The organism is Paenibacillus herberti (genome assembly GCF_002233675.1).
In the GTDB taxonomy this organism is placed as follows: domain Bacteria; phylum Bacillota; class Bacilli; order Paenibacillales; family Paenibacillaceae; genus Paenibacillus_O; species Paenibacillus_O herberti.
The window spans coordinates 223,200-246,081 of the sequence record NZ_NMUQ01000004.1; the positions used below are offsets into that span (position 1 = coordinate 223,200).

Here is a 22,882-nt window from a genome sequence, read left to right on the forward strand (position 1 = left end):
GAAAGCTGCCGGCTGGCGCCCCGGAACGGGCCTCAAGCTTGCAATAACGCACAGGAGGGCTCCATGCCAGATCTTAATCAGCCTACCCAGCAAAACGTGGAATTCATGATTGAAGAAATTAAGGTTAAGCTCCGCATGGCGACTGCAGCTGCGATGCAAGGATCTTCTTTTGGAACAGACAACTATGAGGACATTCGGGATCTATACGAGGTAGTGGCCTCCAAGCCTTCCTTCAGCATCTCCGAGGTGGAAGCACTCGTATCGGAGCTAGGTAAGCTCAGAGCGGTCCGCTAAGGGACTCATTTAGGCAGCTTCATGGCTGTTGACACATTTCGCCGCAGCCTCCTTGGCTGCAAAAAGGTACCCGCAGCAGCTGCGGGTACCTTTTTTTGAGCTAAAATTTGATATACGGGATGAACCATCCCGTACTTGTCGCCGGTAATTAAACTGCAGCTTGCTCAGGCTCGCTGGATTCCTCCGTAGCAGAAACTTCTTCCGCTACAGCTTCAATCGCCAGACGGACCGTAACTGTCTTCTGCTCTCCGCGAAGGAAAGTAGCCAAACGCTCCAGCTTGTCAGCCAGCTCGGGACCAGTCAGCGCCACGTTCAACTGGTAGCCGAACTGATCGGCAGGAAGTTTTTGCTCACGGGAAGGGAGAGAATAATCAGCGCCGCGATCTCCACCAGCAACTTGGCTGCCAGCGAGTTGATCCGGGTAGAACTTGTCGGACTTGTTCACGACACGCTCGTAAATCCGCAGCTTCTTGAGCAGCATATAATATTGAGCAGAGTGCTTGAAATTCCAAGCTTCACGAATATCTTTAAGTGTGTAGTCGGTCTTCCAATGCTTAAGCTTCTCTACCTGTTCATCAGAATCAAGTTTAAGAAAATCCTCGAGCGGCATAATTTGCATCGTGCTTGTTTCCCCTCCAATTAGCATATCGAATGTGGCGTTAATCATATAATTAACGTTTATATATAAAAAAATACCATAAATAAGTTCATTGCACAATTCATTTTTTTAAAAAGTAATCATTAAAATGAACAAGTTTTTAGCCAAGCACCGTCTCATTACTGCACATTCGTAAAAATCAATACGAGAATCTGTTCATTTTCTGTAAAAGTCGACACTCGTTAGCATCTTACGACAATTGAACTGCATCAAAAGCACAAAAAGGCGGCGTAAAACACGCCGCCTAATCGTATGGAGTTTTATTTTGCAACGGCAACCTTCTCAAGATTCGATGCCTGCAGGAAGCGCTGGAAGCCGGCGCGGCCTTGTTCCGTCAGCTTATACACGCCTGCATCATTAAGCACCTGCAGGAACTTATCCCCCGCAGAAGCCTGGACCAGGTTCAGTGCATCGACATGGCTAAGACCGCCCCCGCTTGCTTTGAGCAGCTCATCCATCCACGGCCCATGCTGAGACATCGTGGAAGAACCGGATTCTACGGCCTGCTGCCAAGTCATGGCGCCTTCCAGACAAGCGGCAATCAACTCCATCTCCTGCTTCAGCCTTCCCGGCAGAACGGCAAGACCCATGACCTCGATCAGCCCGATGTTCTCCTTTTTGAGATGATGAAGCTCGCGATGGGGATGGAAGATGCCCTCGGGATGCTGCTCGCTTGTACGATTGTTGCGCAGCACCAGATCGAGCTCGTAGGCTCCGTTCCCGCCGCGCCGTGCCACTGGCGTAATCGTATTATGTGGAATGCGTTCACTGCCCGTGTCCGTAAAAGCAAACACATCGGCTTCAGGATCGCTATAACCGCGCCAAACATCCAGAATCTCTCCTGCTGCTTGCTGCAACTGCTTGCGGTCCATGCCGCTGAGCCTAAGGACGCTCATCGGCCAATTGACGATGCCGTAAGTGACGTCAGGATGGCTAGGATGATGGAATTCCGCCTCTACCGGCGCCGTTTGCATCGGGAAGACATAATGCCCTCCCTGGAAATGATCATGGCTCAAAATAGAGCCGCCCACGATGGGAAGATCCGCATTGGAGCCGACGAAATAATGCGGAATCTGCTCTGTGAACTCCAGCAGCCTTCCGAAGCTGTCCCGGCTAATTGTCATTGGCGTATGCTCTGCCCGGAACACGATGCAATGCTCCTTATAGTACACATAAGGCGAATATTGCAGGAACCAGGCTTCTTCGTTCAACAGCATGGGAAGAATACGGTGGTTCTGGCGGGCGGGATGATCCGCCCTTCCTGAATATCCCATATTTTCCTTACAGAGCAAACATTTAGGATAGCTGGCGGGAGGCATCGTTTTGAGCAAGGCAATTTCCGCAGGATCCTTCTCCGGCTTCGAAAGATTGACCGTAATTTCCAGCTCTCCATACTCCGTCTCATGTTTCCAGCTCTGGTTGAGCGCTACACGGTCCATGCGAATGTAGTTGCTGTCCACGTTGAGATGATAGAACCAGTCCGTAGCCGCCTGCATACCCTGCTTGGCCGCCGTCAGCGCAAAGCGCGCCTGCGTCTCGGAAGGGCGAGGCATGAGCAGCCCCATGATGCGCGCATCAAGTAAATCCCGCTGTGTCACCGTGAGGTCTGGAAGTATGCCTGCCTCTGCTGCATAATCCAGAAGCGGAGCCAGCAGCTCCGGCATACCAGGCAGCTCGTCCTGGGATAAGGAGGTTTTATCCACTCTCATCGAGGCGGATCGATCTGCTGCGGCCGCCCAAGCAGGCGGGTCCAGCAGTCCTTGCCTCCAGACAGTTAGCTCCTCTGCGCCTGAGAGCGGGGCGGTGAAGCCGAGCAAATCCATAATCGCGTTGCGAGCAGCGCCAGCATCGAGCGGCTCCAGCATGCCTCGCTTCATTGCACCGAAGACAAGCTGCTCGATAGCCTGAAGCGCCTCTTCGGAAGACGGCGCGGATTGATGCGTTGTCATGGGGTATAGCTCCTTTCTAGATTGAGCAGATCCGGGGACATCCAAGGAGGTCTGCCCACGGCTCTTGCACCAGACATGTAACGCCTGGGTTAGTCGTTGTAACCTTGCGGACGGGACTGATGCCACGCCCAGGCGGACTCAATAATCCGCTCCAGGTTGCTGCGATGCGGATTCCAGCCAAGCTCAGCGCGGGCTTTGTCAGAGGAAGCGACGAGCACGGCAGGATCGCCGGCGCGGCGGGCTTCGATGACCGCTGGAATGTCGCGGCCAGTGATGCGACGGGCGATCTCAATAACTTGCTTAACGGAGAAACCTTCGCCGTTGCCGAGATTGTAAATCGCGCTGTCTTCGCCACGGCGCAGACGTTCTACCGCGAGGATATGAGCATCCGACAGATCGCTTACATGGATGTAGTCGCGTACACAGCTGCCATCCTCGGTCGGATAGTCTTCGCCGAATACGGAGATATGCGATCGCTGGCCGAGCGCGGTTTGCAGGATGATCGGCACCAAATGCGATTCCGGGCGGTGATCCTCGCCGATCCGGCCGCTCTCATGGGCGCCAGCGGCATTGAAATACCGCAGTGATACAAAGCGGAATTCATGTGCGACTTCGTACCAGCGGATCATTTTTTCCATGGCAAGCTTCGTTTCACCGTAAACGTTCGTCGGCTGTGTGCGGTCCGTCTCACGAATCGGTACGCTGTCCGGCTCGCCGTAGGTAGCAGCGGTGCTGGAGAAGACGATGCGCTTCACGCCAACACGGTTCATTGCCTCAAGCAAGCATAATGCGCCGTACACATTGTTGTGATAGTATTTGCCGGGCTCCTTCATGCTCTCACCAACGAGCGAGCTAGCAGCAAAATGGATAACCGCGTCGATGCTGTTCTCACGGAAAACGCGGTCCAGCACTTCTTCATCGCGCAGATCGCCCTCATAGAAGCGACCTCCAGTTACCGCCTCGCGGTGGCCCTGTTGCAAATTATCGAGAACGACAACCTCTTCTCCTTTTTCCAAAAGCGCGGCAACCGTATGTGAACCGATATATCCGGCTCCTCCTGTAACAAGAACTGCCATCAGCACTCTCTCCTCTCTCAAACTTATCTAGTAAACTGCCTTACGATCATACGATATTCGACAGAGCTAGCCTACTGTCCGGGGAACTAGACTACTAGTGCTGCGAATGCCGATTCCGTGAAAATTGAGCAGTGCGCTCTCGCCCTTCACGGCCGCTTGGCTCATTATTAAGCCTGGATCGGAGCATCCAGCTGGGAAGCGCCGTCTCCAATTGAGCAGACGTAGAAGTCAGGGACAAGGCCAGTCACTCCGGTATACTGGGCTGCAACTTCCTCACGGAAACGATCCACGCTGTCCTTATGGACAAGTGATACCGTGCATCCGCCGAAGCCAGCTCCCGTCATGCGCGAGCCAAGCACGCCAGGTACTTTGCGGGCCGCATCGACCATCGCGTCAAGCTCTTTTCCCGTTACTTCGTACAAGTCGCGGAGGGAATCATGAGAATCGTTCATGAGCTGGCCGAAGGTGTGTAAATCGCCTTTTTCGAGCACGCTTACCGATTGCAGCACACGATCGATCTCTTCGACCACATGCAGAGCGCGGCGGCGTACCGTCATGCTTTCGATCCGTCCAGCCTCGGTATGGAACTGCTCCGGCGTCAGTTGGCCCAGCAGTGTTAGCTCAGGATAAGCTTCCTTTAGTTCCTCCACGGCTTGATCACATTCGCTGCGACGCTCGTTGTACTTGGAGTCGACCAGTCCGCGACGCTTGTTGGTGTTGCCGATGACCAGAACATACTCTTCGGATTCAAAAGGGACATGACGGAACTCAAGCGTGTCGCACATGAGCAGCATCGCCTGATCCCTGCGGCCGTTCGCCACGGCGAACTGATCCATGATGCCGCACTGGACGCCGTTGAACTCGTTCTCGGATTTTTGCGCCAGCAGCGCAAGCTCAGTCCGATCAATGGGATGGCCTCCCTCAGAGAGCAGCGCGTAACCGGTCAACACTTCAATAGAAGCGGAGGACGACAAGCCTGAGCCATTCGGAATTTCACCGTGATAAAGCAGGTCATACCCCTGTGCAGGTCCGCGGCCGCTAATTTGCAGCTCGTTAACGACACCTTTGGGATAATTCACCCAGTCATCTTCTTCACGATATTCAATTCCGTCCAGCAGCACCTCGCCTTGCTTGTGTGGGAAGTTAGTAGAAGCAAATCGTAGAACGCGGTCGCCGCGAGGGCGAAGAAGCAGCGTTGTGCCAAAGGTAAGCGCTGCTGGGAACACGTAACCGCCGTTGTAATCCGTATGCTCACCGATCAGGTTAACCCGGCCAGGAGCCTGATAATACCGGATTCCTTCGACCTCTCCACCAAACAAAGTAAGGAACTGTCCCGTCAGCTGCTTCAGATCCGCCATGTTGATCATCCTTTTCTTCTATATATTTGGGCATGCCGATAAGCTCGCGCAATCGCTTCCATGCTTGAAAATCTTTTTACCGAGTTTAGTGTCAGTATACTCCCGGGTTTGCTTACACGGAATGGCATGATGTGAACTGTATATGGATATTTGTGACTTCTTCTGTTCGGGGGAGCGGAAATTGGATACAATTTTGCTAGAGATGAAGAAAGCGGTGACGCCAATGAAGGAGTTCTACTACCGGGTCGCGTCGAGCCCGGAGGCAGGAAACGGAAATGCTTATGAGGTGCTTTACGCCGGCGAAAGCCAGACGCGGCCCGGCCATCGGCTCGGCCCGAGGGTTTTCGATTTTTATTTGCTGCATCACGTTCTGTCGGGCAAAGGAGAATTTACAAGCCGCGGCGTTGTCTACCGGCTGGAAGCCGGTCAGTCGTTTCTGATTGAGCCGGAGCAGCTGGTCACCTACGCCTCTAATCCCGAGTACCCTTGGGCGTACCGCTGGATTGCGTTTCGAGGACCGCTCGCCGGCGAAGCCGTGGCGGCGTTCGGGAACAACTCCCCTGTTGCCGACACCGGGCGAAACCGCCGCCCCGCCGCCGCTTTGCGCAGAGCGATGGACTATTTGAAACAGCCTGCCGGTGCGCAGCTTGGCGCCGCCGGATGTTTGCAGCTGGTGCTGGCCGACATTGCCGCCTCTACAGCCATTCGAAACGAGCCAGATCGATCCGGGGGAAACGACGAGGACAACGGACTCGTCAAAAGCCTGCTTCGCTTGCTGGAAACCCAGTATGCGGAGCCGATTACGATGGAGGGTCTCGCCGAAGCACTGGGCTACAGCCGGGCTTATTTGTCCCGGGTGTTCAAGCGGCAAATCGGCGTAACGCCGGTTTCCTATTTGCTGCGTCTGCGGATTGACAAAGGAAGGCTCATGCTGCGCGAGCGCCGCACTCTGACCGTCGAGCAGGTGGCCTCCAGCGTCGGACTGCAGGACGCGCTGTATTTTTCCCGGCAGTTTCGCCGTTTCTACGGCGAATCGCCGAGCGAATACCGCGAAGCGGTTTGGGGCGGGTGACGGTTTGTCCGCTTCCTGATGGGTTTGCTAGAATTGAACCCTCTAGACGAGACGCACAGCAAAAAGCCCCCTTCCATTTATTTGCAGAGGGGCTTCCATGCTTGAAAAAGCGCTTTGATGCTCCCGAAATAATCTAACGTCTTAATAAAGTCGCGGCGGCTGATCCTGAACGGTAAACTCTGATGTTCCTCTAAGAATATACACGGACATAATCAGTTTGGGGTTAAACAGACTCGCATTATAAAGCTCCAGCTTGTATAGGGTCGTTGTCGGAACGGGGACATTCAAAATTGTGACGGCATTCGAATTAAATTGGCTGTAGGTGACACCTGAATTATCGCTAGCTTTTTTCAGCCAAGCATAATAACCGTTCACCCCTGTCTTAGGATTGCCGTTAATGTCCACCCACTGAATTCTGAGCCCGGCTAAATTGTTGATTCCCTGCCCGTTGTCCGAGATGCAACGGTTCGGCACATAGCCGCACCCTATACGGTTGCCGTAAGGGCGGTATCGTGGATTATAATTCATTGTACATCTGCTCCTCTCCTTGAGTTTCTATTACTCTATGCAAATAGGATCATAGATGGCAGGGCACTACTTAGGTACCTATAGAGGTAAATGAAAAACGTCCGAATAATTCTGCGCTGTGCAGGATCATCGGGGCGTGCTTCTCCTCTCGATTTGAATGGAATAGGGTTTGAACTCGGCTTTCGTGGGCAACGCAACTTTTTTTTGTACGATTTATCGTATAAAATTCGGTTTATAGCCGCCTCTTTTCAACACTTTGTGTGATAAAACATACAAAGCCGAGCTTTCGTCGCCTATGCCCAGCCATTTTGAATGATTTATCGTACAAAATCTAAAAAATCAGCTCGGCCCGAATGCATGTTGGGTGAAAAATCATACAAAATGTGCATGCCCACATCAATATGAGACTGACTTGGTGTTACGACTTAGGCCAATCTAAGCCGCAGTTGCCCCGACAAGGCTGAAACAGGCGAAGGGAGCAGTTCCTGCTACTGCTTCATGATCGCTGAAACAAGCAAAGGGAGCAGCTCCAGCTACTGCTTCATGATCGCTGAAACAAGCAAAGGGAGCAGCTCCAGCTACTGCTTCATGATCATCGAAACCACACTGCGCTTCCAGCGAATTGCCGGGCTCCTTCCGTCGTTCGAAAACTCCCGGAAACCTTCTGTTTGACCCCCTCCATTTTTCTGAATTAAGACTTCTCCGTTTCGTTACGCATCAAGGACGATGCAACGCCATCAGCCAATATGGTACTGGCGGCCAAACATACTAAGGGGCCGTCCCTAAATCATCTAAAGATGACTTTTGGGACAGCCCCGTTCTTTGTATATGAGCAGTTGCAAACCGCTGTTGCTCTACCATTACCTTTTTGTATTAGCTACGAAAAATAATCTTTCTTGTTACGCCCATACCAGGCTTAAAAGCGCCTGCCGCGAGCCCGTCTCTTCTCCTGTGGAGCTGAACATGCGCTCCGGGAACTGTCCGCGCACCGCCTCAGCGGCGCTGGACAACTGCCCCTCCAGCGCTGGCCGCTCGCTGTCCGGCACGCCGGCCGCAGGCAAATTGAGCCGGAGCTGATCCAGCAGCCCCGCCGTTATGACCGGCCAGGCGGATTCACCGCCGTCATCTATCTGAACGGCAGCTCCAATCGACGCCGCGGGCACAGCTAACGCGAATACGCCTTGGGCGCCGCTTTTGGCGACGATACCTTGTTTCAGCAGCACGGTTGCTAGGCGTCCCTCGCCTTCGACCATATCCGGCCAAGCTTGCATCGCAGCGGCGATTCTGGGAGCTGCCGACAGCGGGTCCGCCGCGCTTTTATTCGGCGAAGCGTCTCCCAGCCTGGCATAGGCGAGCGCCAATCTGGATAACGGCATGCGGAATACCGGTAGGCCGCAGCCGTCTATAGCCCGCTCGATCGAGGCCGGCTGCAAACCCGTGTAAGCAGCAACCGAGCCCAGCAGTTGGTCCTGCAGCGGATGGCTGAAGTCCGTGTACCCTTCCAGCGGCCAACCCATCATTTTGCAATAAGCCAACAACCCGATATGCTTGCCAGAGCAAGTGTGGTACAGCTTACGCGGAATCGCTCCTGCTCGCATCGCCAAATCACGCTCGGCCTGACCAAGCGGAAGATCCTCATGGAAAGCAAGCTGCTCCTCACGAACGCTTGTCAGCTCCAGCATCCGCTCCAACAGCTCAATATGCTCCGGCCCGCCACGATGCGAAGCCGATAAGAGAGCGATGGCTGCTTCAGGCAGCCCGTAATACTCGATAAGGCCGGCTGTTACCCCTGCGGCAGCTTGTATCGGTTTGGCAGTAGAGCGCATGAATACCATGACTTCCGGATTCCCTGCTGCGGCGAGCACCTGGGAATCATATGCTGCTCGAGTGGATACGATAGCGACATGGCCGGTATGAATGTTTTCGGTCCACTTACCCCGGCTTGTGCTAGATAGCGGCATGCCAGGTGAACGATGCTGAATAGATTCCATCTTGTGTCAAGCTCCCTTTCGCTTTCAGCCTATGTAAATACCTATATATAAAGTGTTTTTCCTCAGGTAGCAATCCATTATACCAGTCCTCAGCATATCTTCACCACCTGCCCCCAACGTTTCAAGCCCCTCAAATACGTTTAATCATCATCAACAACGACTAAAGGAGATGAACGGTTATGGCAAACGAAACAGTCAAGGGTAGCGGCGTCACAAAAGGGATTCTGATCGGTGGAGCAATTGGTGCAGCAGCAGCGCTTCTCTTTGCTCCAAAAGCAGGTAAGGAGCTTCGCTCCGATATTGCCCGTAAATCATCCGACGCAACGGATTACGCCAAGCGACAAGGTACGTTGCTAGCCGAACAGGCCAAGTCTACGGCAGTAGTTTGCGGCGAGAAGGCTTCCGCTATCGGCTCCAAGGTGCAAGAAATCGCCATCAAAGCCAAAGATGCAGCTCTAATTCATCAGGATGCCATCAAGGAAACGGCGGCAACCGCAGTAGCTGAGACGAAGGAAGCCGTGGCCGAGGTAAAGGATCATGCACATCAAGTGACCTCCGAAGCAAACCGCCATATCGACAACATCAAAAATGAAGCAGCCGAAAATCGGAACGATGCCATGAAGTCGACCAATTCCGTTACCGGCTCAAACTTCTCCAACTAAGGAGCAAACAGGATGAGCGACCGCGATAAGGAAGCTACCCCTCTCAGCGACGGACAGGCTGGCACCCCGCATCGGGATGTTGAGGATGCACAGAACGGGTCCATGGTTCAGGACGAGCAAGATATGAAAAGACTCGGTAATGACATGGAGCGTGTTCAAACCAACGCTGAGCTAGAAGAAGAGGGCTTGGTGCCGGATCCAATTCAAGAGTAATCGGTTTTTTTTAGCCTATGAGTGCAGCCCCGCCTTCATCTACGGATGAAGGCGGGGCTGCTGCCTGTCCAGTCAGTAATAAATAACATACGTCATGGGTCATATTAACTTCAGGAGCTGATCAATGATGATTGACCATCACACAGGCAAGTTGTTTTGGCCGCTTACGATGACCCATGTAGAGGAATATCCCGCCCTGCAAGGCCAGGAAAAAGTGCAAGTCGCCATCATCGGCGGCGGCATGTCCGGCATTAGCTGCGGACTCGTGCTTGCCCGCAGCGGCATCTCCGCTTGCGTCATCGAGCGCGAGAAAGTGGCGGGAGCAAGCACTTCGGCCAATACGGGCCTGCTCCAATTTTCCAATGACGTCATGCTGTCAGAGCTGGTCGAGCAGATCGGCAAAAAGGACGCTGTCCACTTTTACCGGGACTGTGTCCATGCTGTAGAGCAGCTCGCTCTTGTAGCCGGCACTCTTCCTGGCGAAACGGGCTTCCGTCGACAGCGCAGCTTGTACTACGCCAGCTCTGAGCAGGATTTGCCAAGGCTGCGTCAGGAATACAAGTTGCTTCATGAGAATGGCTTTGCCGTCGATTACTGGGAGCCGGACGACATTGCCTCCCGCTTCCCGTTCCGCAAGCCCGGCGCGATCGTTACGAGCGGCGATGCTGAAGTGAATCCTTATCAATTTGTTCAGGCCATGTCCCGCGCCGCAGTTGCAGACGGACTTCTTATCCGCGAGCATACGGATATTGTGCGTCATTCATCCGGGGAAGGCGGCAAACATCGGCTTGAGGCAGCCGACGGCTCCGTCGTGGAGGCAGATCATGTCATTTATGCCATCGGCTACGAGCCGGAGGAGTTACGCGGCAAGCTGGTCAAGGCGGCGATTAATCGATCTTTTGCTGGAGTGACCGGAATTCAGCAGTCGCTTGCTCCTTGGCATCAGGGGATGATGATCTGGGAGACGGCCCGCCCCTATTTGTACATGCGCACAACAGTTGATGGACGAGTCGTCATTGGCGGACTTGATGAGGAAAATCCCCATCCTGTGCAAGGCGAGGCGGCGCGCCAAAAGCGCATCGACAAGCTTTCGAAGCAGCTTGCCGAACTTTTCCCTATGCTCGACAGCAAATTGGACTACGAATGGAGCGCAGTATTCGGCGAATCACGGGACAATCTGCCTTTTATCGGCCGCGATCCATCCCTTCACAACGTCTACTACTGCCTCGGCTATGGAGGTAATGGAACCGTCTACAGCATGATGGCCGCTCATATGTTACGCGATCTCATTCAGGGAGAGAGCCATCCGCTGGAGAAAATAGTCGGTCTGACGCGTCCTTCGCTGACAGAGGTTTAGAAATGTAACCGCGGAACTCGCTGCGCGAACCAAACCTTCTTCCGTAAGGGGAGAATCCACGCTCCCTACTCCACGTAAAAAAGCGGAATCATCACCCTTGGGGGCGCGATTCCGCTTCTTTAGTTGAAGCAATTGTTTTATAAAATAGTCGTTGCACCGTTGGAGCGAAGAATCGTCTCGGCACCGCTAAGCGCATCGTCGGTCGGACCGTCTGCAACAAAATCGGCGTCGGAACCGTCCTCACGCTCTGCAACTACAACGATGTTACCTTCCGAGATGGCATCGCGGCAGCGCTCGGCATCATTTTTATTCAAGCCGAAATCCTTAAAAATATCCTCAAACGTCGTATCACCGCCGCCCAAAACACCGCCTACCACTACCGGATAAGCTCCGCCCAAATAGGGAGCTACACCAGTACCGGACACCGTACCTCCGCCCATCGGGGCAGCTCCTACAATTAAACCGTCTCCCGGAATGTAGGCTCCGTCTCCGCTTCGGGCGTCCCGAATTTCCTGCAGCTCATCTGCGTGCACATCCGTATCCGCTTCAATGAAACGCACGGAATCTCGGTCGCGTCCTACCACTTTGATCTCATCGGGCGCAAATCCGCCCTCCCGCAACGCCTGAACGGCATTCACCGCATCCTTCTGGTTGTCGAATATCGCAATTGTTTTGCTCATGGTCGTTCTCCTCCTTATTTAAGTGCTTGTTCAAAAAAGTCGCCATTGGGCACCGAGAAGGTTGTTTCTACCTCACTATGCCCAGCCCATCAGCCCGGCATCCATTAGAACATGGGGATGATGTATTTAATTAAGAAGTACAGTACACCGAAGAAAATAATGATGTATGCCGCGTATTTAATGAATGTTGATGCTACCAGGCTGGAATCCGATCTATGCTCCACATGCCTTTCCTCCACTTGCACATTCCGATTTTCCATGATCTTGACCTCCTCTGGATTTCATTGCTTAATGCTGTATTACCCTTGCTTTTATAGAAAAAACCGATTTCTGGAATTAAAAAAAAATTCTATATTTACGTTGTTTCAGACGTTTCAAGAGTTCTCTGGTGGGTTATTATCTACTTATGAACTTATATCAACTAAGCTGCTAAGACACTTAATCAGGAGAGGGATCTATGAACCAGAATGAAAAGTTTCAACTACGCACCGAGACTCAGGAAGGCCGCTGTATCGTCTACCTGAGCGGAGAGCTTGATCTTGATTCCGCTTCCCAGCTACGCGCCGCAATGGCTCCACTCATGGAACTGACGGATCGAGAATTGATCCTTAACCTGAGAGATCTCAAATATATCGACAGCACCGGTATCGGCATTTTTGTCTCTGTTCTCAAAGCCCGTCACGCCAAGAACGCTCCGTTCGAAGTCGAGGCGATACCACCTGGCATTCGCAAGTTGTTCGACATGACCGGCATCACCACATTCCTTACCAAATCCTGAAGCCTCCAGCGCCTAGAAAGGACCGAACTGAATCATGACAGCTGATGAAAAAATTACACTCAAACTGCCGGCAAAATCCGATTATCTGGATTTGATCCGACTTACTCTGTACGGTATAGCCACGAAAATAGGGTTTACGTACGAGGAGATTGAAGATATGAAGGTTGCCGTATCGGAAGCCTGCAACAATGCCGTTCTTTACGCATACGCCGGACGTCTTGACACCGAGCCTCACGGCGAAATGGAAGTAAGCTTCGTTCGCACGGTGGATTCCCTATCCATCGTCGTCAAAGATGAAGGCCATAGCTTCGATGCCGCATCCGTCGCTCAAAAAGCCGAGCCTTTACATGGCAAGTCCATTCAAGACATTCAGGCAGGAGGCCTTGGCCTTTACCTGATGCAAGCTCTTATGGATGAAGTCGAAGTTCGAAGTGAAAAAGGGACGGAGGTAGTTCTTACCAAACGCCTGGAAAAAAGTGGGGAGATGGCATGACCATGCAGCCGGCCAGCCAATCCTCCCAAGCGGGGACAGCTCTCATTCTGGAATACCAGAACAATCCCAATAACGAAATAGCCACGCTGCTCATTACCCATTATGAGCCGATGGTTAAGATGGCTTCCGGCAAAATTGCCCGAAACCGTCCAGACTTGTATGAGGATCTGTATCAGGTAGGCCAGATGGCGCTTCTTCGCCTCTTTGCCCAGTTCGATGCTTCGCTCGGTGTGCAGTTCGAACCTTATGCCATGAAGAGCATTATCGGCCATATGAAAAACTACCTGCGGGACAAATCCTGGTATATCCAGGTACCGCGCCGCATCAAGGAGAAGGGCATAGCCGTTCAGCAAGCTATCGATGAGCTGACGGTACGCCTTGAGCGATCTCCGCGTGTAGAAGAAATTGCCGAACGGATGGAGCTTTCAGTGGAAGAAACACTGGAAATTCTCGGCGGACGGGACTTATACCATTACATTTCGCTTGATACACCTATTTCCGAGGATGAGAGTACAACAACGCTCGGCGAGCTGATTGGCTCCCAAGGGGATGACTTCGATTCCGTAGACAAAAAGATGGACCTGCAGTCCGCGCTGGAACAACTTAAGCCGGAAGAACAACAGGTACTGCAGCTTGCTTTCGAGGAAGGCATTCCGCAGCGGCTCATCGCCGACCGACTTGGCGTCTCCCAGATGAGCATATCGCGTATCCAACGACGTGCGATTGATAAGCTTAAGCGACTTCTGTCTGAGGATGGACAGCCCTACGATGAGAGTTGAGTCACTTCTTGTTGACAGAATCTCCAGCACGCACTTAAGGCCGTATCCGGCTTCGACGGATGCGGCCTTTATTTATGGCCGCTTTACGAGACTTCACGAGTGAGATTAAGCCCTGTTTAGGCTCGACTGAACGCCGTCCGTACCTGCTCCCATTAGTTGTAAGAGGCGGCTCTTCGGGGTATGATGTTGAAGATTGATTAACCTTGAACGGAAGGAGGCGCGACACTATGATTCATCGCAAGCTGCGATACGAGACCGGCTGGGCATGGCATATTATCCAGGAAGAACGAAGTCTGTCCCTCTCCGCAGCAGCCAATGTCGCGCCTCCCACTCCCCTTTCGCGCTCGCACCGTAAGAGCCGCCCTGCCGCAACTGAAAAGGGTCCAACAACCGTGGCGCAGAAGGAGTACGCTGAAACGGCAGAGCCTCACATGCTTGAGGACCGCCAGCTGGCTCTTGAGCTGCCCTTCTGCGGTCCCTGGATTCGCGAGACGACTGGCAGACGCCACAACCAGGTCAGCTACGCTCTCGACGAGACTGGAAAACCGTTACTGTCCGGCACCGTAATGATTCAACCGACCGAACAGAGTAGCAGCCTGCAGCCGATGCATTTCTGGCTTTGTGGCAATCGCCTGGTCACCTGGCATGAAGACCCGCGGCTTCCTTTGCGGTTACAAGCCAGCACCTGGTCCTCCTCAATGGAGAGTTGCGTCTCCGCACAAGAAGCTTTTCTCGTTCTGCTTGGGGCTATGCTGGAAGTATTCCATAGCGGCCTCGACGATTACGAGCGCAAGCTCACGAAGGTTGAAGAGTCCGTGCGCAGACGCAACCGAACCGCTCTTTTGCCGGTCATATTTGAGCTGAGACATGAACTGCTTCACTGGACCCATCAGTTTCTGGCCATCCAGGAAGTGCAGGACTCCGCCAAGGAAGCTTACATGGACGAGCTCATGGAGACAACCGCTTTCCAGCGGCTTAGCTATAAGCTGGAGAGAATAGATTCTCTGCTCACCCGCTATACCGTCGAGATAGACACGCTGATCGCGATGGACGATGCCATTGCCAGCTTCCGGGGCAACGACATTATGAAAACACTGACGATCTTCACCGCCTTGTTCGTTCCTCCGACCATTGCCGGATCTCTCTGGGGGGTCAATTTCCGCTATTTGCCGGGGGTAGAAAGCCGCTGGGGCTTCGTCATTTTATGTACTGCCATCGTGCTGTTCGCAGCCGTCCTCTATGCGTGGCTGTGGTATAAGGGCTGGACCGGCGATCTGCTCACTGATCGGAGCAGTTCCAAGCGCAAAGGTCGAAGGCGCTCCGGCAGAAGTCAAGCAGCGACGAGTGACACTTACGAAGCTTATGGAGGAACCTTCGATTGGTCCGAAGCCATCCCCGCCCGTTCGAGGGCAACTGGAGACGGATCACTAGAACCGAGCGGGACGGATGGCCGACGGCAACGGGGTAAAACGCAGAGTAAAGCAGCCCGCAAGGCAGCTAAAAACACTGCCAAGTCCGGCGGCAAAAATAGCCGCAGTAGCAGGCCGTATCCCGGCTTGGATGGTTCGGACGGTTCGGATGGTATGTAAAAGGCTCCAATCGGCAGATTATCTGCCAATTGGAGCCTTTTTTCACCACGTTGATTAGATACACACTGCATTAACGAATGCTGATCTGCACTAGGCAGCAGTCGTCTGGACGAGGCTGACCGGGCTCACCCTGGATCAGCTCCTGAAGAGAACCGCTCTGTCGCACCGCTCCGGCCATTCGCTCCATCAGCAGGTCCAGCCTGTTCTCCTCTGGGCCTGTAACAAGCTCAAGCAGTCCGTCCGTGAACAATAACAGCTGGTCGCCTTCTCGAACCTTGAGCACCTGCTTCGTGAACGGAACGTCCTCGAATAGTCCAACGGCCATACCACCACCTGATAACTGCTCGACAGGTTCATCCGCCCCAGCTCGGACAAGCAGTCCCGGTGGATGGCCCGCATTGACATACTCCACCGTGCCGCGGCCCAGGTCTACAACTAAATATAAAGCCGTGAAGTAATACTGGATCAGTTGATCCGCGAACTCCAGCTGCAGCGCACGGCGGTTAAGCTCTTCCATGACGCGGACCGGCTCGACCTTGGTCACCATTGCATCACGAAGCACAGAGGCAATGAACATACAGACCAAAGAGGAAGAAATACCGTGCCCCATCGCATCAATGACGGCTATACCGTACCGATTGTCATCAATACGATTCCAGGCGTACAGATCTCCGGACAGCTCCTCCGAGGGCTGGTAGATGGCATCGATAACGATGCCCTTCTCATCCAGTTTAGATGGGAGGGCAGCAGACTGAACCTCCTTGGCCAGCTGCAGCTCCTCCCGGATGCGGCGATCCCTCTCTTTATGCCAATCCTTCTCCTGCTTGAGCCGCAGCGCCACGCGAATGCGCGCAAGCAGCTCGATCCGATTGATCGGCTTAGTTACATAATCGATTGCGCCGGCATCCAGCGCCTCGGCGAGCTTTTTGGAATCACCGATCGCCGTTACCATAATGACAGGAATGTCGCGCAAGCGCTCCGAAGCCTGTATCGCTTGGCACGCAGCAATTCCGTCTATCCGAGGCATCATCATGTCCAACAGAATAAGATCAACATCTGGCGTATGTCCGCTTCCCTCTGGCTCTGTGCCATCCTCTTCGAGTCCCATCATGGAGAAAAGCTCCATGCCGGAAGAAGCGGCGCGAACATCCCAATATCCTGCACGTTTGAGCATTTCCTGAACGACTGTAATGTTCATCGCGTTATCATCGACTACCACAATGCGCATGTTGATTCATTCTCCCCAAATCATAGCAAGTGCAGATGAACTGCCTGATAAAAGCTAAGTAGTAACCTAAGCCATTCCCGTGACAACAGCGTTATTCCAATTGTTTCTTGAGATTTATCGTAGCGGAACTAACCGGCAAAGTCCAGTAAGACCGCAAGCATGGCCAGATTAACAGCAACAACTGCAAAGTGTCAATTGTACATTAACCAAAGCGGAGAAGGATTAAACGGGCTGCTTAAATATCTGCATCCGGCCTCCCCAGGATTGCCGATATTTTAACAAAAAAAACAGAACATTTGACCAAAAAATGAAATCGATTTCATTATAATTATAGTTGATATTGCTTCACGAGGGGGGACGGAACGCAGTTTTACTATTTTGTATAAAAACTACTTTAAAATGAGGTGGAATGTAATGAAGTTAAAGAAGCGCTTCATGGTTTTGCTAAGTGTACTTACGCTCTCAAGTACAATAATACCTCTAACAACTGTCAGTGCAACGGCGAATCCGGTTATTTCATTTAATGCTAATACCAATGCAACAAACGTCTCCCCTTTGCTGTTTGGCGGTAATCATCGGTATTACAAAAATGGCATTGGCATGTATGATTCGGTGAACCAGCAAGTATATCCTGACTTTGAAAACAGTTATAACGATATCGGTCTGAAGACAATGCGATACCCTGGCGGTACAATAGCAAACTTATTTCAATGGCAGCGTGGTGTAGGCAACGGGAACAATACCAATCCAGACAGCGGACTTCCCCAAATTCACGGCAAAACGTTCGCACCGGAGATTTCCGACTTCGATCTGGATGCTGCGCTTAAATTCTCCGAAGATACCGGCACTGAAATGACGTATATGTACAACATGGGGAACGGCAATCCGACAGATGCAGCTAACCTGGTGCAGTACTTGAACGGCACGAATACCAGCAATCCTTATGTGCAGCTGCGAATCAGCAACGGTCACCCAGCACCGTACAACATCAACTATTTTGAAATCGGGAACGAGACATATCTTGGTTATCAAAAGTATTGGCTCAATGGAATCCCTGCAGGCCAAGATTATCAAAACTATTATGTCAATGGAGGCACCATTTCCTTCACGAAACAGCCTGTTGTTCTCAAAGGGGACTGGAGTTCTTTAAACAATAAGTATTCCAGCACTGGAGCTGCGGGGCAGCAGGTTTATGTAGCTTATGGACCTGTAACGGCGGGAACCGACGCGGTTTACGTGGACAATACAGCGTGGACAAAAGTGGCTACTTTTGCAGGCTACGGCCCGAATGATCCCGTTTACCAATTGGATAACAACAGCGGATTGATTAGATTCGGAAATGGCGTGAATGGAAAAATCCCGCCGGCCGGCGCGGCAATAACGGTTTCGTACAGTTCCTACCATTTTGGATACAAAGATTATATTACGGCTATGAAAAGCGTCGATCCTTCCATTAAAGTGCTCAGCAACCTGCATGACGGTAAAACAATAGCTGCGCTTGCTGCCGCTAACGTCGCTTACGACGGCATGTCGATCCATCCCTATACGGTGAATCAAAACAGGACCCTGAGCTTGGTCGATTATTACAAAGCTACGATGAGCCAAGTCGGTGCCACCCTTTATGAAGTTAACAATCTGCAGAGGATTTTAAAAAATGAACCGCTATCCGGCGGGATCGTCTATCCTTCCGAATATGGGCTTGGCCAGGATTCTCACATTAACGAATCCAAAAATTATCAGCTCGGGTTAGGCAGCGCCCTTATTACAGCCAAGTACCAGTTCAACTTTATTCAAAATGGCGTTCCAGTAGCAGCTAAACATAGTATGATTGATGATTGGGCAACCAATGACACGCTAGGAAATGGGCCTGCTGCCATCTTTAATAGTAATAATATACCGGGCAGCTCCTATAACTTCTCACAGAGTGCAACGGCTCAAATGTTCAAGCTGCTCGTGAATATGACGGGATCAGTAGCATTGGACGCTCCTACGATTCAAAATATACCTACCTACACCCCGCCGGGTACTAACCCGAAACCGGTCAATTCACTTAATGCCGTTGCAACAAAGGATGCCAATGGTGATTTATACGTACTTGTCATGAATGAAGATCCGACGAATGACTACGCAACAAACCTTAACATTGCGAATTACGCACCAGGAGCAAGCGCTGCGGTGTGGAAGCTTGGAGAAGGACTGGCACTGGACCAATTGAATCCATCCGGTCAGGCGCCAGTAGTCGTGAATCAAGTGTCGATGATTCCTGTATCAGGAAGTTCGTTCACCTATACCTTCCCTGCGCACACCTTAACCGCGATTAAATTAACGGGTTCTATCGTTCTTCCCTCCGATGGCAGTACGGCTCATTACAAGCTGGATGAAACTTCCGGTTCTATAGCAGCCGATTCTTCGGGCAACAACCTGAACGGTACGATTTCTTCCACTGGCGGAACGGCAACATGGGTTTCACAAGGCAAAACAGGTGGCGCGCTTGACCTCGCACCTATAGGAACAAGTACTTTTGGCGATTATTTTATAAAAATTCCGAATTTCTTCGACCCTGCTGCTACCGACTTCACGATGGCTGCCTGGGTTAAACTCGATCAAGCTTCGAATGCCGGCTCTAATCAAACGATATTTGCCCAAGAAGGCAGTTCAGGACGAAGCATCTTATATCGGGATGTCAATTCCGGGCAGCTGAGATCTTATCTCGGGGGTGTCACCTCGATGTCCACAGGTACGATTCCTACGGGAACATGGACACATGTGGCGCTGGTCAAAAGCGGAAGCAACCTTCAGTTCTATATCAACGGTGTGTTGGATTCAACAAGAACAGCAACCACACAATCATCAACGGGTGATTTCCGAATCGGAGCGCATAAGTCGCCTTCCGTGACAAGCGCGAACTGGAACGGTGTAATTGACGAAGTTCATCTTTCCAAAAAAGCTCTCACAGCTGCCGAGATCAGTAATCTGTATAATGTAACACCTTAACTTCATGATAAAGGAGCGAACCCCGTTTGGGATTCACTCCTTTTTTATCGTAACCGTATACGGGAGGGGAGACTGTGATTACACTTTGCTGCGGCTGGAGCGAATGAGGCGCGCAGCCTGGATGCCAACATCCAACCAGCCGACCCATGCCGGAGCGCCTGCTGGTTCTTCGGCGACAACCGGAATCTTTTGCGGAGGCTGACCGGGTGCGGCTGCACCTGCACGAAGCGGAACCGCTGTACCTACAGCGCTGCTGCTGAGAGAATCTGCTCCGACAGCTGGCAAGGATGCCTTGATGCCTTCCGTTTTGAGCTCGGTGGCAACGGCCGACTCATGAGCCTTGCGGCGCAGGCGGTTCGTCCAGCCGCTAGAGAATTCACGAGCTGCTGCTGCAACCTCATGCACCGTCGTGCCAACTTCCCGAACTGAAGCCATTAGCGGATCGACTGCATCAATTTGATGATTCACTTGATTAGTCAAGTCCTTAACGCTGATGACGAGAGCATCTACATCGCCTTTCCACTCTTTAATCGCTCCTTGTACCTCACGAATTGCGCCACTCGCCGCTTCCATCGACTGCTGAGCCTTGCGCAGCGTTTGCACCAAAAACACCACGAGTACCGCAATTGAAATGGCAATAATCAGTACGCTGATTGCAATAACTGTATCCATTTTTTATGTCCTCCCTTTGACGGCCTTGAACTTGCCGGGTCTATGTATTCGTTAATACCCTTGGCAGCGCTGCTCCAATCAAGCCAAGCCTTTTCGGAAGAATAATAAAAAGATTAATAAGATGTAGGCTTATTTTCCAACTCAAATACTTGTTTCGCCGTCATGGGCAAGGGTTAATATTGCTACAACAGCGGACGACAAGTAAACGTTCGGCAGATTCGAAAGCTTCTGACAGGTTATAAAAACAGCGTCCGAAGCTGCCGAATCTGCTTAAAAAACCTTTGAAGGGCACGGTGATTTCCATGTTAAGATGGGCAGCTATTTTTCTTATTATCGCGATCGTCGCAGCAATCTTCGGCTTCGGCGGCATTGTAGGAGCAGCAGCAAGCATTGCAAAAGTTCTGTTCTTCGTCTTCCTGATCCTGTTCGTAGTTTCCCTTATTACGGGCCGAAAGACGAAAGTTTAACGACGGTAGCGCGAAGGTAGCGCGAAGGTAGCGCGAACAAAACTGGCTGAGCCCGCAAGGGCTCTAGGCAAGCTGACCGCCTGACCGATATCCCGGCACCCTTACTAAGGGGCCGGGATTTTTCGGTTTCTTGGCAGCAGTCTAGGCTTGTTTGCTAGCAAGTGGCTGACGCATTATTGAAGCAATCTTTTCTTTTCCAGGCCAGTACTCTACTCCACTTCTCACAAACACCAGCTAACGCCCATCTTCTTTGAGCATCCGTCTAGGCGCAACTGCCGTCCTTGCTGCATATACTACTTTATAAGTTATTTAGCGGCGAAGGAGTTGGGCAGCGTGTGCAGGAAAAAGAAACTCAGCAGCGGCACCCCTGTCATGGACGACCGGACGGCCTTGTTTTTGGCGGCTGTGTGCGGACAAACCTATCTGCTTCTCAAAGGAACCGGAGAGGTACGCTTGCCAAATGAATTCAAGGTAATCGGCATTATCCACACAGGTGGAGCTTCTAGCGTAAATAGTCAGCCTTTCGGCTTCGTGGCGGAGTCACCTGATGCGGTGTTGGTCGCCTTTCGCGGCACTATCTCCACGTCGGAGTGGCTGACCGACTTCATGGCGGATCAAATCGATTTTGACCTAGTCAAAAATGGCGGCTCCACCCATCGCGGCTTCACTTCCCTGTACAAAAGCCTTCGCCCGCAGCTGCTTGAGCTGCTCGGCAAAACACCTTCACGCAAGCCGCTGTTCCTTACCGGGCACAGCTTAGGGGGAGCAATCTCCACACTGGCGGCGCTGGATCTGGCTGTGAATAGCGTTTTTCGCTCGCCGATTGTCTATACGTACGCCTCCCCACGTGTCGGTAATTCCCAGTTCGCCGAAACCTATGCCAAAGCAGTTACCCGCAGCTTCCGAGTGGCGAATGGCAATGACATCGTTACCTACCTGCCACCCCTCGTCTACCAGGAGCCTCGAACGAAGCTGATTTATTACTACTCGCATGTCAGCGAATTGTCAGAGCTGGATTTCAACGGCGGGAGCTTTTCCGGTAATCATGTGTTAGTTAACTACTTCAATGCCCTTGCCGAAAAGGAACCCCAATTAGCAGAGGCCATGTGCCGCAGTCCGATCGGATGGTGCCCGCATGAGCAGAAGCTGCCGGGAGAAGGCAGTTGAAACAAGAAAAAGCCCGGCTGCCCTCCCTCTCGGGAACAGACATCCAGACTGAACTTATTTTGATAGATGCGGTATAATAGGGCGAACTTCATCCTTAACTTCGGAAAGGAGTCCGCCTCTGTGAGCTCATCTACTTCTGATTCCGGTTGGTCCGGCATCGGTTCCCAGCTTCGCAAACAGCGACAGCTACTCGGCTGGACGCAGCGACAGCTTGCGAATCGACTCGGTCTTGCCAAGTCCACCGTGTCCCAATATGAAAATGACATCAATGAGCCCGATTACGCCATGCTGCTGCAGCTATGCCACCTGTTCGGCGTGTCAACGGATTATTTGCTCGGCCTGGACGGGCCCGATGCGGGCACGCCTGTTAATGGGGCAGTCGCATCAGTCGGTGCGGGAGCAACTGATGTTACAGCAGTTGATGCTGCTGTCATCAATTCGGCTGCTGGGCTTTCAGCCCGCGCTGCCGATGCGAATGCGTCAGCGACTGGCGCTGCTAGTCTTGCGAGCCCTGTAAGTTCTGCGAGCCTTGCGAGCCTTGCGAGTCCTGCAAGTACTGCGAGTCCTGCGAGCCTTGCGAATCCTGCGAATTCCGGCTTGCCAGCCGCGACCGCTCCTACTGGCGCGCATGCTTCCGTCTCGGAAGCCAATCCTCTAATATTGGACAACCTGACGGCGGATGAACGACACTTCCTTGTTGCCAGCTTGGAAGCCTATCGGCAGGCTCAACGCTTGAAACTCTAGAGCAGGAGTCGCTTAGAATGTACCTGCTCTAAAGATGCTTCAAGTGCTGCAGATGCTAAATTACCAGTTCCCGTTGCCCCGCTCCAGCGGGAGCGTTCTTCCAGATGTTTTACTACGAATGGTGAGCGGTGGC

The 22,882-nt window shown here is 52.3% G+C and carries 23 protein-coding genes; 13 read left to right on the plus strand and 10 right to left on the minus strand.

The genetic code is table 11. From position 1 onward, the window contains the following. Window positions 1-63: 63 nt before the first annotated feature. The gene (locus tag CGZ75_RS23605) at window positions 64-294 is read left to right on the plus strand and encodes a DUF1128 domain-containing protein (RefSeq protein WP_089526880.1); all 231 of its coding nucleotides are present in this window, start codon (window positions 64-66) and stop codon (window positions 292-294) included. Between the two features lie 148 nt (window positions 295-442). On the opposite strand, the gene CGZ75_RS23610 is transcribed toward CGZ75_RS23605, so the two are convergent. From CGZ75_RS23610 to CGZ75_RS23625, 4 genes are all read right to left on the minus strand, one after another. Next, complete coding sequence (locus CGZ75_RS23610; RefSeq protein WP_089526881.1) at window positions 443-913, minus strand: hypothetical protein; 471 nt, start codon at window positions 911-913, stop codon at window positions 443-445. Window positions 914-1,212: 299 nt separating this feature from the next. Continuing rightward, window positions 1,213-2,901, minus strand: a complete 1,689-nt coding sequence (locus tag CGZ75_RS23615; protein WP_089526882.1) for a UDP-glucose--hexose-1-phosphate uridylyltransferase — start codon at window positions 2,899-2,901, stop codon at window positions 1,213-1,215. A gap of 89 nt (window positions 2,902-2,990) precedes the next feature. Then, entirely contained in the window at window positions 2,991-3,977 is a 987-nt protein-coding gene (gene galE, locus CGZ75_RS23620; RefSeq protein WP_089526883.1) for a UDP-glucose 4-epimerase GalE, read from the minus strand. A 167-nt stretch (window positions 3,978-4,144) separates the two neighbouring features. Then, complete coding sequence (locus tag CGZ75_RS23625; protein ID WP_089526884.1) at window positions 4,145-5,335, minus strand: galactokinase; 1,191 nt, start codon at window positions 5,333-5,335, stop codon at window positions 4,145-4,147. A gap of 181 nt (window positions 5,336-5,516) precedes the next feature. Between CGZ75_RS23625 and CGZ75_RS23630 the strand changes: the two genes are divergently transcribed. After that, the gene (locus tag CGZ75_RS23630; protein WP_245851118.1) at window positions 5,517-6,407 is read left to right on the plus strand and encodes an AraC family transcriptional regulator; all 891 of its coding nucleotides are present in this window, start codon (window positions 5,517-5,519) and stop codon (window positions 6,405-6,407) included. 141 nt (window positions 6,408-6,548) lie between these two features. On the opposite strand, the gene CGZ75_RS23635 is transcribed toward CGZ75_RS23630, so the two are convergent. After that, window positions 6,549-6,935, minus strand: a complete 387-nt coding sequence (locus CGZ75_RS23635; RefSeq protein WP_089526885.1) for a hypothetical protein — start codon at window positions 6,933-6,935, stop codon at window positions 6,549-6,551. A gap of 899 nt (window positions 6,936-7,834) precedes the next feature. Next, window positions 7,835-8,926, minus strand: a complete 1,092-nt coding sequence (locus tag CGZ75_RS23640; RefSeq protein ID WP_089526886.1) for an asparaginase — start codon at window positions 8,924-8,926, stop codon at window positions 7,835-7,837. Between the two features lie 179 nt (window positions 8,927-9,105). Between CGZ75_RS23640 and CGZ75_RS23645 the strand changes: the two genes are divergently transcribed. From CGZ75_RS23645 to CGZ75_RS23655, 3 genes are all read left to right on the plus strand, one after another. Then, complete coding sequence (locus tag CGZ75_RS23645; protein WP_089526887.1) at window positions 9,106-9,588, plus strand: YtxH domain-containing protein; 483 nt, start codon at window positions 9,106-9,108, stop codon at window positions 9,586-9,588. 12 nt (window positions 9,589-9,600) lie between these two features. Further along, the gene (locus CGZ75_RS23650; protein ID WP_089526888.1) at window positions 9,601-9,801 is read left to right on the plus strand and encodes a hypothetical protein; all 201 of its coding nucleotides are present in this window, start codon (window positions 9,601-9,603) and stop codon (window positions 9,799-9,801) included. Window positions 9,802-9,925: 124 nt separating this feature from the next. Then, on the plus strand, window positions 9,926-11,158 hold the full coding sequence (locus tag CGZ75_RS23655) for an NAD(P)/FAD-dependent oxidoreductase (protein WP_245851120.1): 1,233 nt from the start codon (window positions 9,926-9,928) through the stop codon (window positions 11,156-11,158). 137 nt (window positions 11,159-11,295) lie between these two features. Here the strand turns inward: CGZ75_RS23655 and CGZ75_RS23660 are convergent, their stop codons facing one another. Both CGZ75_RS23660 and CGZ75_RS25510 read right to left on the minus strand, forming a co-directional pair. Further along, complete coding sequence (locus tag CGZ75_RS23660; protein WP_089526889.1) at window positions 11,296-11,838, minus strand: general stress protein; 543 nt, start codon at window positions 11,836-11,838, stop codon at window positions 11,296-11,298. Window positions 11,839-11,942: 104 nt separating this feature from the next. Then, window positions 11,943-12,098, minus strand: a complete 156-nt coding sequence (locus CGZ75_RS25510; protein ID WP_176444998.1) for a hypothetical protein — start codon at window positions 12,096-12,098, stop codon at window positions 11,943-11,945. 197 nt (window positions 12,099-12,295) lie between these two features. Here CGZ75_RS25510 and CGZ75_RS23665 point away from each other — a divergent pair, with 197 nt between their 5' ends. From CGZ75_RS23665 to CGZ75_RS23680, 4 genes are all read left to right on the plus strand, one after another. Beyond that, a complete protein-coding gene (locus tag CGZ75_RS23665; RefSeq protein WP_089526890.1) occupies window positions 12,296-12,616 on the plus strand; it encodes an STAS domain-containing protein in 321 nt (106 codons plus the stop codon). Between the two features lie 34 nt (window positions 12,617-12,650). Then, window positions 12,651-13,109, plus strand: a complete 459-nt coding sequence (gene rsbW, locus CGZ75_RS23670; protein ID WP_089526891.1) for an anti-sigma B factor RsbW — start codon at window positions 12,651-12,653, stop codon at window positions 13,107-13,109. Beyond that, window positions 13,106-13,888 carry a sigma-70 family RNA polymerase sigma factor gene (locus CGZ75_RS23675; protein ID WP_089526892.1) on the plus strand — a complete coding sequence of 261 codons (783 nt, stop codon included), beginning with the start codon at window positions 13,106-13,108 and terminating at the stop codon, window positions 13,886-13,888. The genes rsbW and CGZ75_RS23675 overlap by 4 nt, the downstream gene beginning before the upstream one ends. Before the next feature lie 227 nt (window positions 13,889-14,115). Further along, on the plus strand, window positions 14,116-15,477 hold the full coding sequence (locus CGZ75_RS23680; RefSeq protein WP_089526893.1) for a magnesium transporter CorA family protein: 1,362 nt from the start codon (window positions 14,116-14,118) through the stop codon (window positions 15,475-15,477). Window positions 15,478-15,547: 70 nt separating this feature from the next. On the opposite strand, the gene CGZ75_RS23685 is transcribed toward CGZ75_RS23680, so the two are convergent. Next, window positions 15,548-16,705, minus strand: a complete 1,158-nt coding sequence (locus CGZ75_RS23685) for a PP2C family protein-serine/threonine phosphatase (RefSeq protein ID WP_089526894.1) — start codon at window positions 16,703-16,705, stop codon at window positions 15,548-15,550. Window positions 16,706-17,119: 414 nt separating this feature from the next. Between CGZ75_RS23685 and CGZ75_RS23690 the strand changes: the two genes are divergently transcribed. Beyond that, window positions 17,120-19,699, plus strand: a complete 2,580-nt coding sequence (locus CGZ75_RS23690) for a LamG-like jellyroll fold domain-containing protein (protein ID WP_176444999.1) — start codon at window positions 17,120-17,122, stop codon at window positions 19,697-19,699. Between the two features lie 78 nt (window positions 19,700-19,777). On the opposite strand, the gene CGZ75_RS23695 is transcribed toward CGZ75_RS23690, so the two are convergent. Beyond that, window positions 19,778-20,371: a DUF948 domain-containing protein gene (locus CGZ75_RS23695; RefSeq protein WP_089526896.1), complete on the minus strand. Its 594-nt coding sequence runs from the start codon at window positions 20,369-20,371 to the stop codon at window positions 19,778-19,780. Window positions 20,372-20,673: 302 nt separating this feature from the next. Between CGZ75_RS23695 and CGZ75_RS23700 the strand changes: the two genes are divergently transcribed. The 3 genes from CGZ75_RS23700 to CGZ75_RS25660 all read left to right on the plus strand — a co-directional run bounded on the left by CGZ75_RS23700 (window position 20,674) and on the right by CGZ75_RS25660 (window position 22,749). After that, window positions 20,674-20,838, plus strand: coding sequence for a DUF1328 domain-containing protein (locus CGZ75_RS23700; RefSeq protein ID WP_089526897.1), 165 nt, complete (start codon window positions 20,674-20,676; stop codon window positions 20,836-20,838). 333 nt (window positions 20,839-21,171) lie between these two features. Further along, complete coding sequence (locus CGZ75_RS23705) at window positions 21,172-22,005, plus strand: lipase family protein (protein ID WP_089526898.1); 834 nt, start codon at window positions 21,172-21,174, stop codon at window positions 22,003-22,005. A 120-nt stretch (window positions 22,006-22,125) separates the two neighbouring features. Then, window positions 22,126-22,749, plus strand: a complete 624-nt coding sequence (locus CGZ75_RS25660; RefSeq protein ID WP_245851123.1) for a helix-turn-helix domain-containing protein — start codon at window positions 22,126-22,128, stop codon at window positions 22,747-22,749. The last annotated feature ends 133 nt before the right edge of the window (window positions 22,750-22,882 follow it).

Excerpts from the sequence above, each read along its gene's own strand:
- CGZ75_RS23605 (WP_089526880.1), top strand. The coding sequence starts at position 64 with ATGCCAGATCTTAATCAGCCTACCCAGCAAAACGTGGAATTCATGATT.
- CGZ75_RS23610 (WP_089526881.1), bottom strand. The coding sequence starts at position 913 with ATGCAAATTATGCCGCTCGAGGATTTTCTTAAACTTGATTCTGATGAA.
- CGZ75_RS23615 (WP_089526882.1), bottom strand. The coding sequence starts at position 2,901 with ATGACAACGCATCAATCCGCGCCGTCTTCCGAAGAGGCGCTTCAGGCT.
- galE (WP_089526883.1), bottom strand. The coding sequence starts at position 3,977 with ATGGCAGTTCTTGTTACAGGAGGAGCCGGATATATCGGTTCACATACG.
- CGZ75_RS23625 (WP_089526884.1), bottom strand. The coding sequence starts at position 5,335 with ATGGCGGATCTGAAGCAGCTGACGGGACAGTTCCTTACTTTGTTTGGT.
- CGZ75_RS23635 (WP_089526885.1), bottom strand. The coding sequence starts at position 6,935 with ATGAATTATAATCCACGATACCGCCCTTACGGCAACCGTATAGGGTGC.
- CGZ75_RS23640 (WP_089526886.1), bottom strand. The coding sequence starts at position 8,926 with ATGGAATCTATTCAGCATCGTTCACCTGGCATGCCGCTATCTAGCACA.
- CGZ75_RS23645 (WP_089526887.1), top strand. The coding sequence starts at position 9,106 with ATGGCAAACGAAACAGTCAAGGGTAGCGGCGTCACAAAAGGGATTCTG.
- CGZ75_RS23650 (WP_089526888.1), top strand. The coding sequence starts at position 9,601 with ATGAGCGACCGCGATAAGGAAGCTACCCCTCTCAGCGACGGACAGGCT.
- CGZ75_RS23655 (WP_245851120.1), top strand. The coding sequence starts at position 9,926 with ATGATGATTGACCATCACACAGGCAAGTTGTTTTGGCCGCTTACGATG.
- CGZ75_RS23660 (WP_089526889.1), bottom strand. The coding sequence starts at position 11,838 with ATGAGCAAAACAATTGCGATATTCGACAACCAGAAGGATGCGGTGAAT.
- CGZ75_RS25510 (WP_176444998.1), bottom strand. The coding sequence starts at position 12,098 with ATGGAAAATCGGAATGTGCAAGTGGAGGAAAGGCATGTGGAGCATAGA.
- CGZ75_RS23665 (WP_089526890.1), top strand. The coding sequence starts at position 12,296 with ATGAACCAGAATGAAAAGTTTCAACTACGCACCGAGACTCAGGAAGGC.
- rsbW (WP_089526891.1), top strand. The coding sequence starts at position 12,651 with ATGACAGCTGATGAAAAAATTACACTCAAACTGCCGGCAAAATCCGAT.
- CGZ75_RS23675 (WP_089526892.1), top strand. The coding sequence starts at position 13,106 with ATGACCATGCAGCCGGCCAGCCAATCCTCCCAAGCGGGGACAGCTCTC.
- CGZ75_RS23680 (WP_089526893.1), top strand. The coding sequence starts at position 14,116 with ATGATTCATCGCAAGCTGCGATACGAGACCGGCTGGGCATGGCATATT.
- CGZ75_RS23685 (WP_089526894.1), bottom strand. The coding sequence starts at position 16,705 with ATGCGCATTGTGGTAGTCGATGATAACGCGATGAACATTACAGTCGTT.
- CGZ75_RS23690 (WP_176444999.1), top strand. The coding sequence starts at position 17,120 with ATGAAGTTAAAGAAGCGCTTCATGGTTTTGCTAAGTGTACTTACGCTC.
- CGZ75_RS23695 (WP_089526896.1), bottom strand. The coding sequence starts at position 20,371 with ATGGATACAGTTATTGCAATCAGCGTACTGATTATTGCCATTTCAATT.
- CGZ75_RS23700 (WP_089526897.1), top strand. The coding sequence starts at position 20,674 with ATGTTAAGATGGGCAGCTATTTTTCTTATTATCGCGATCGTCGCAGCA.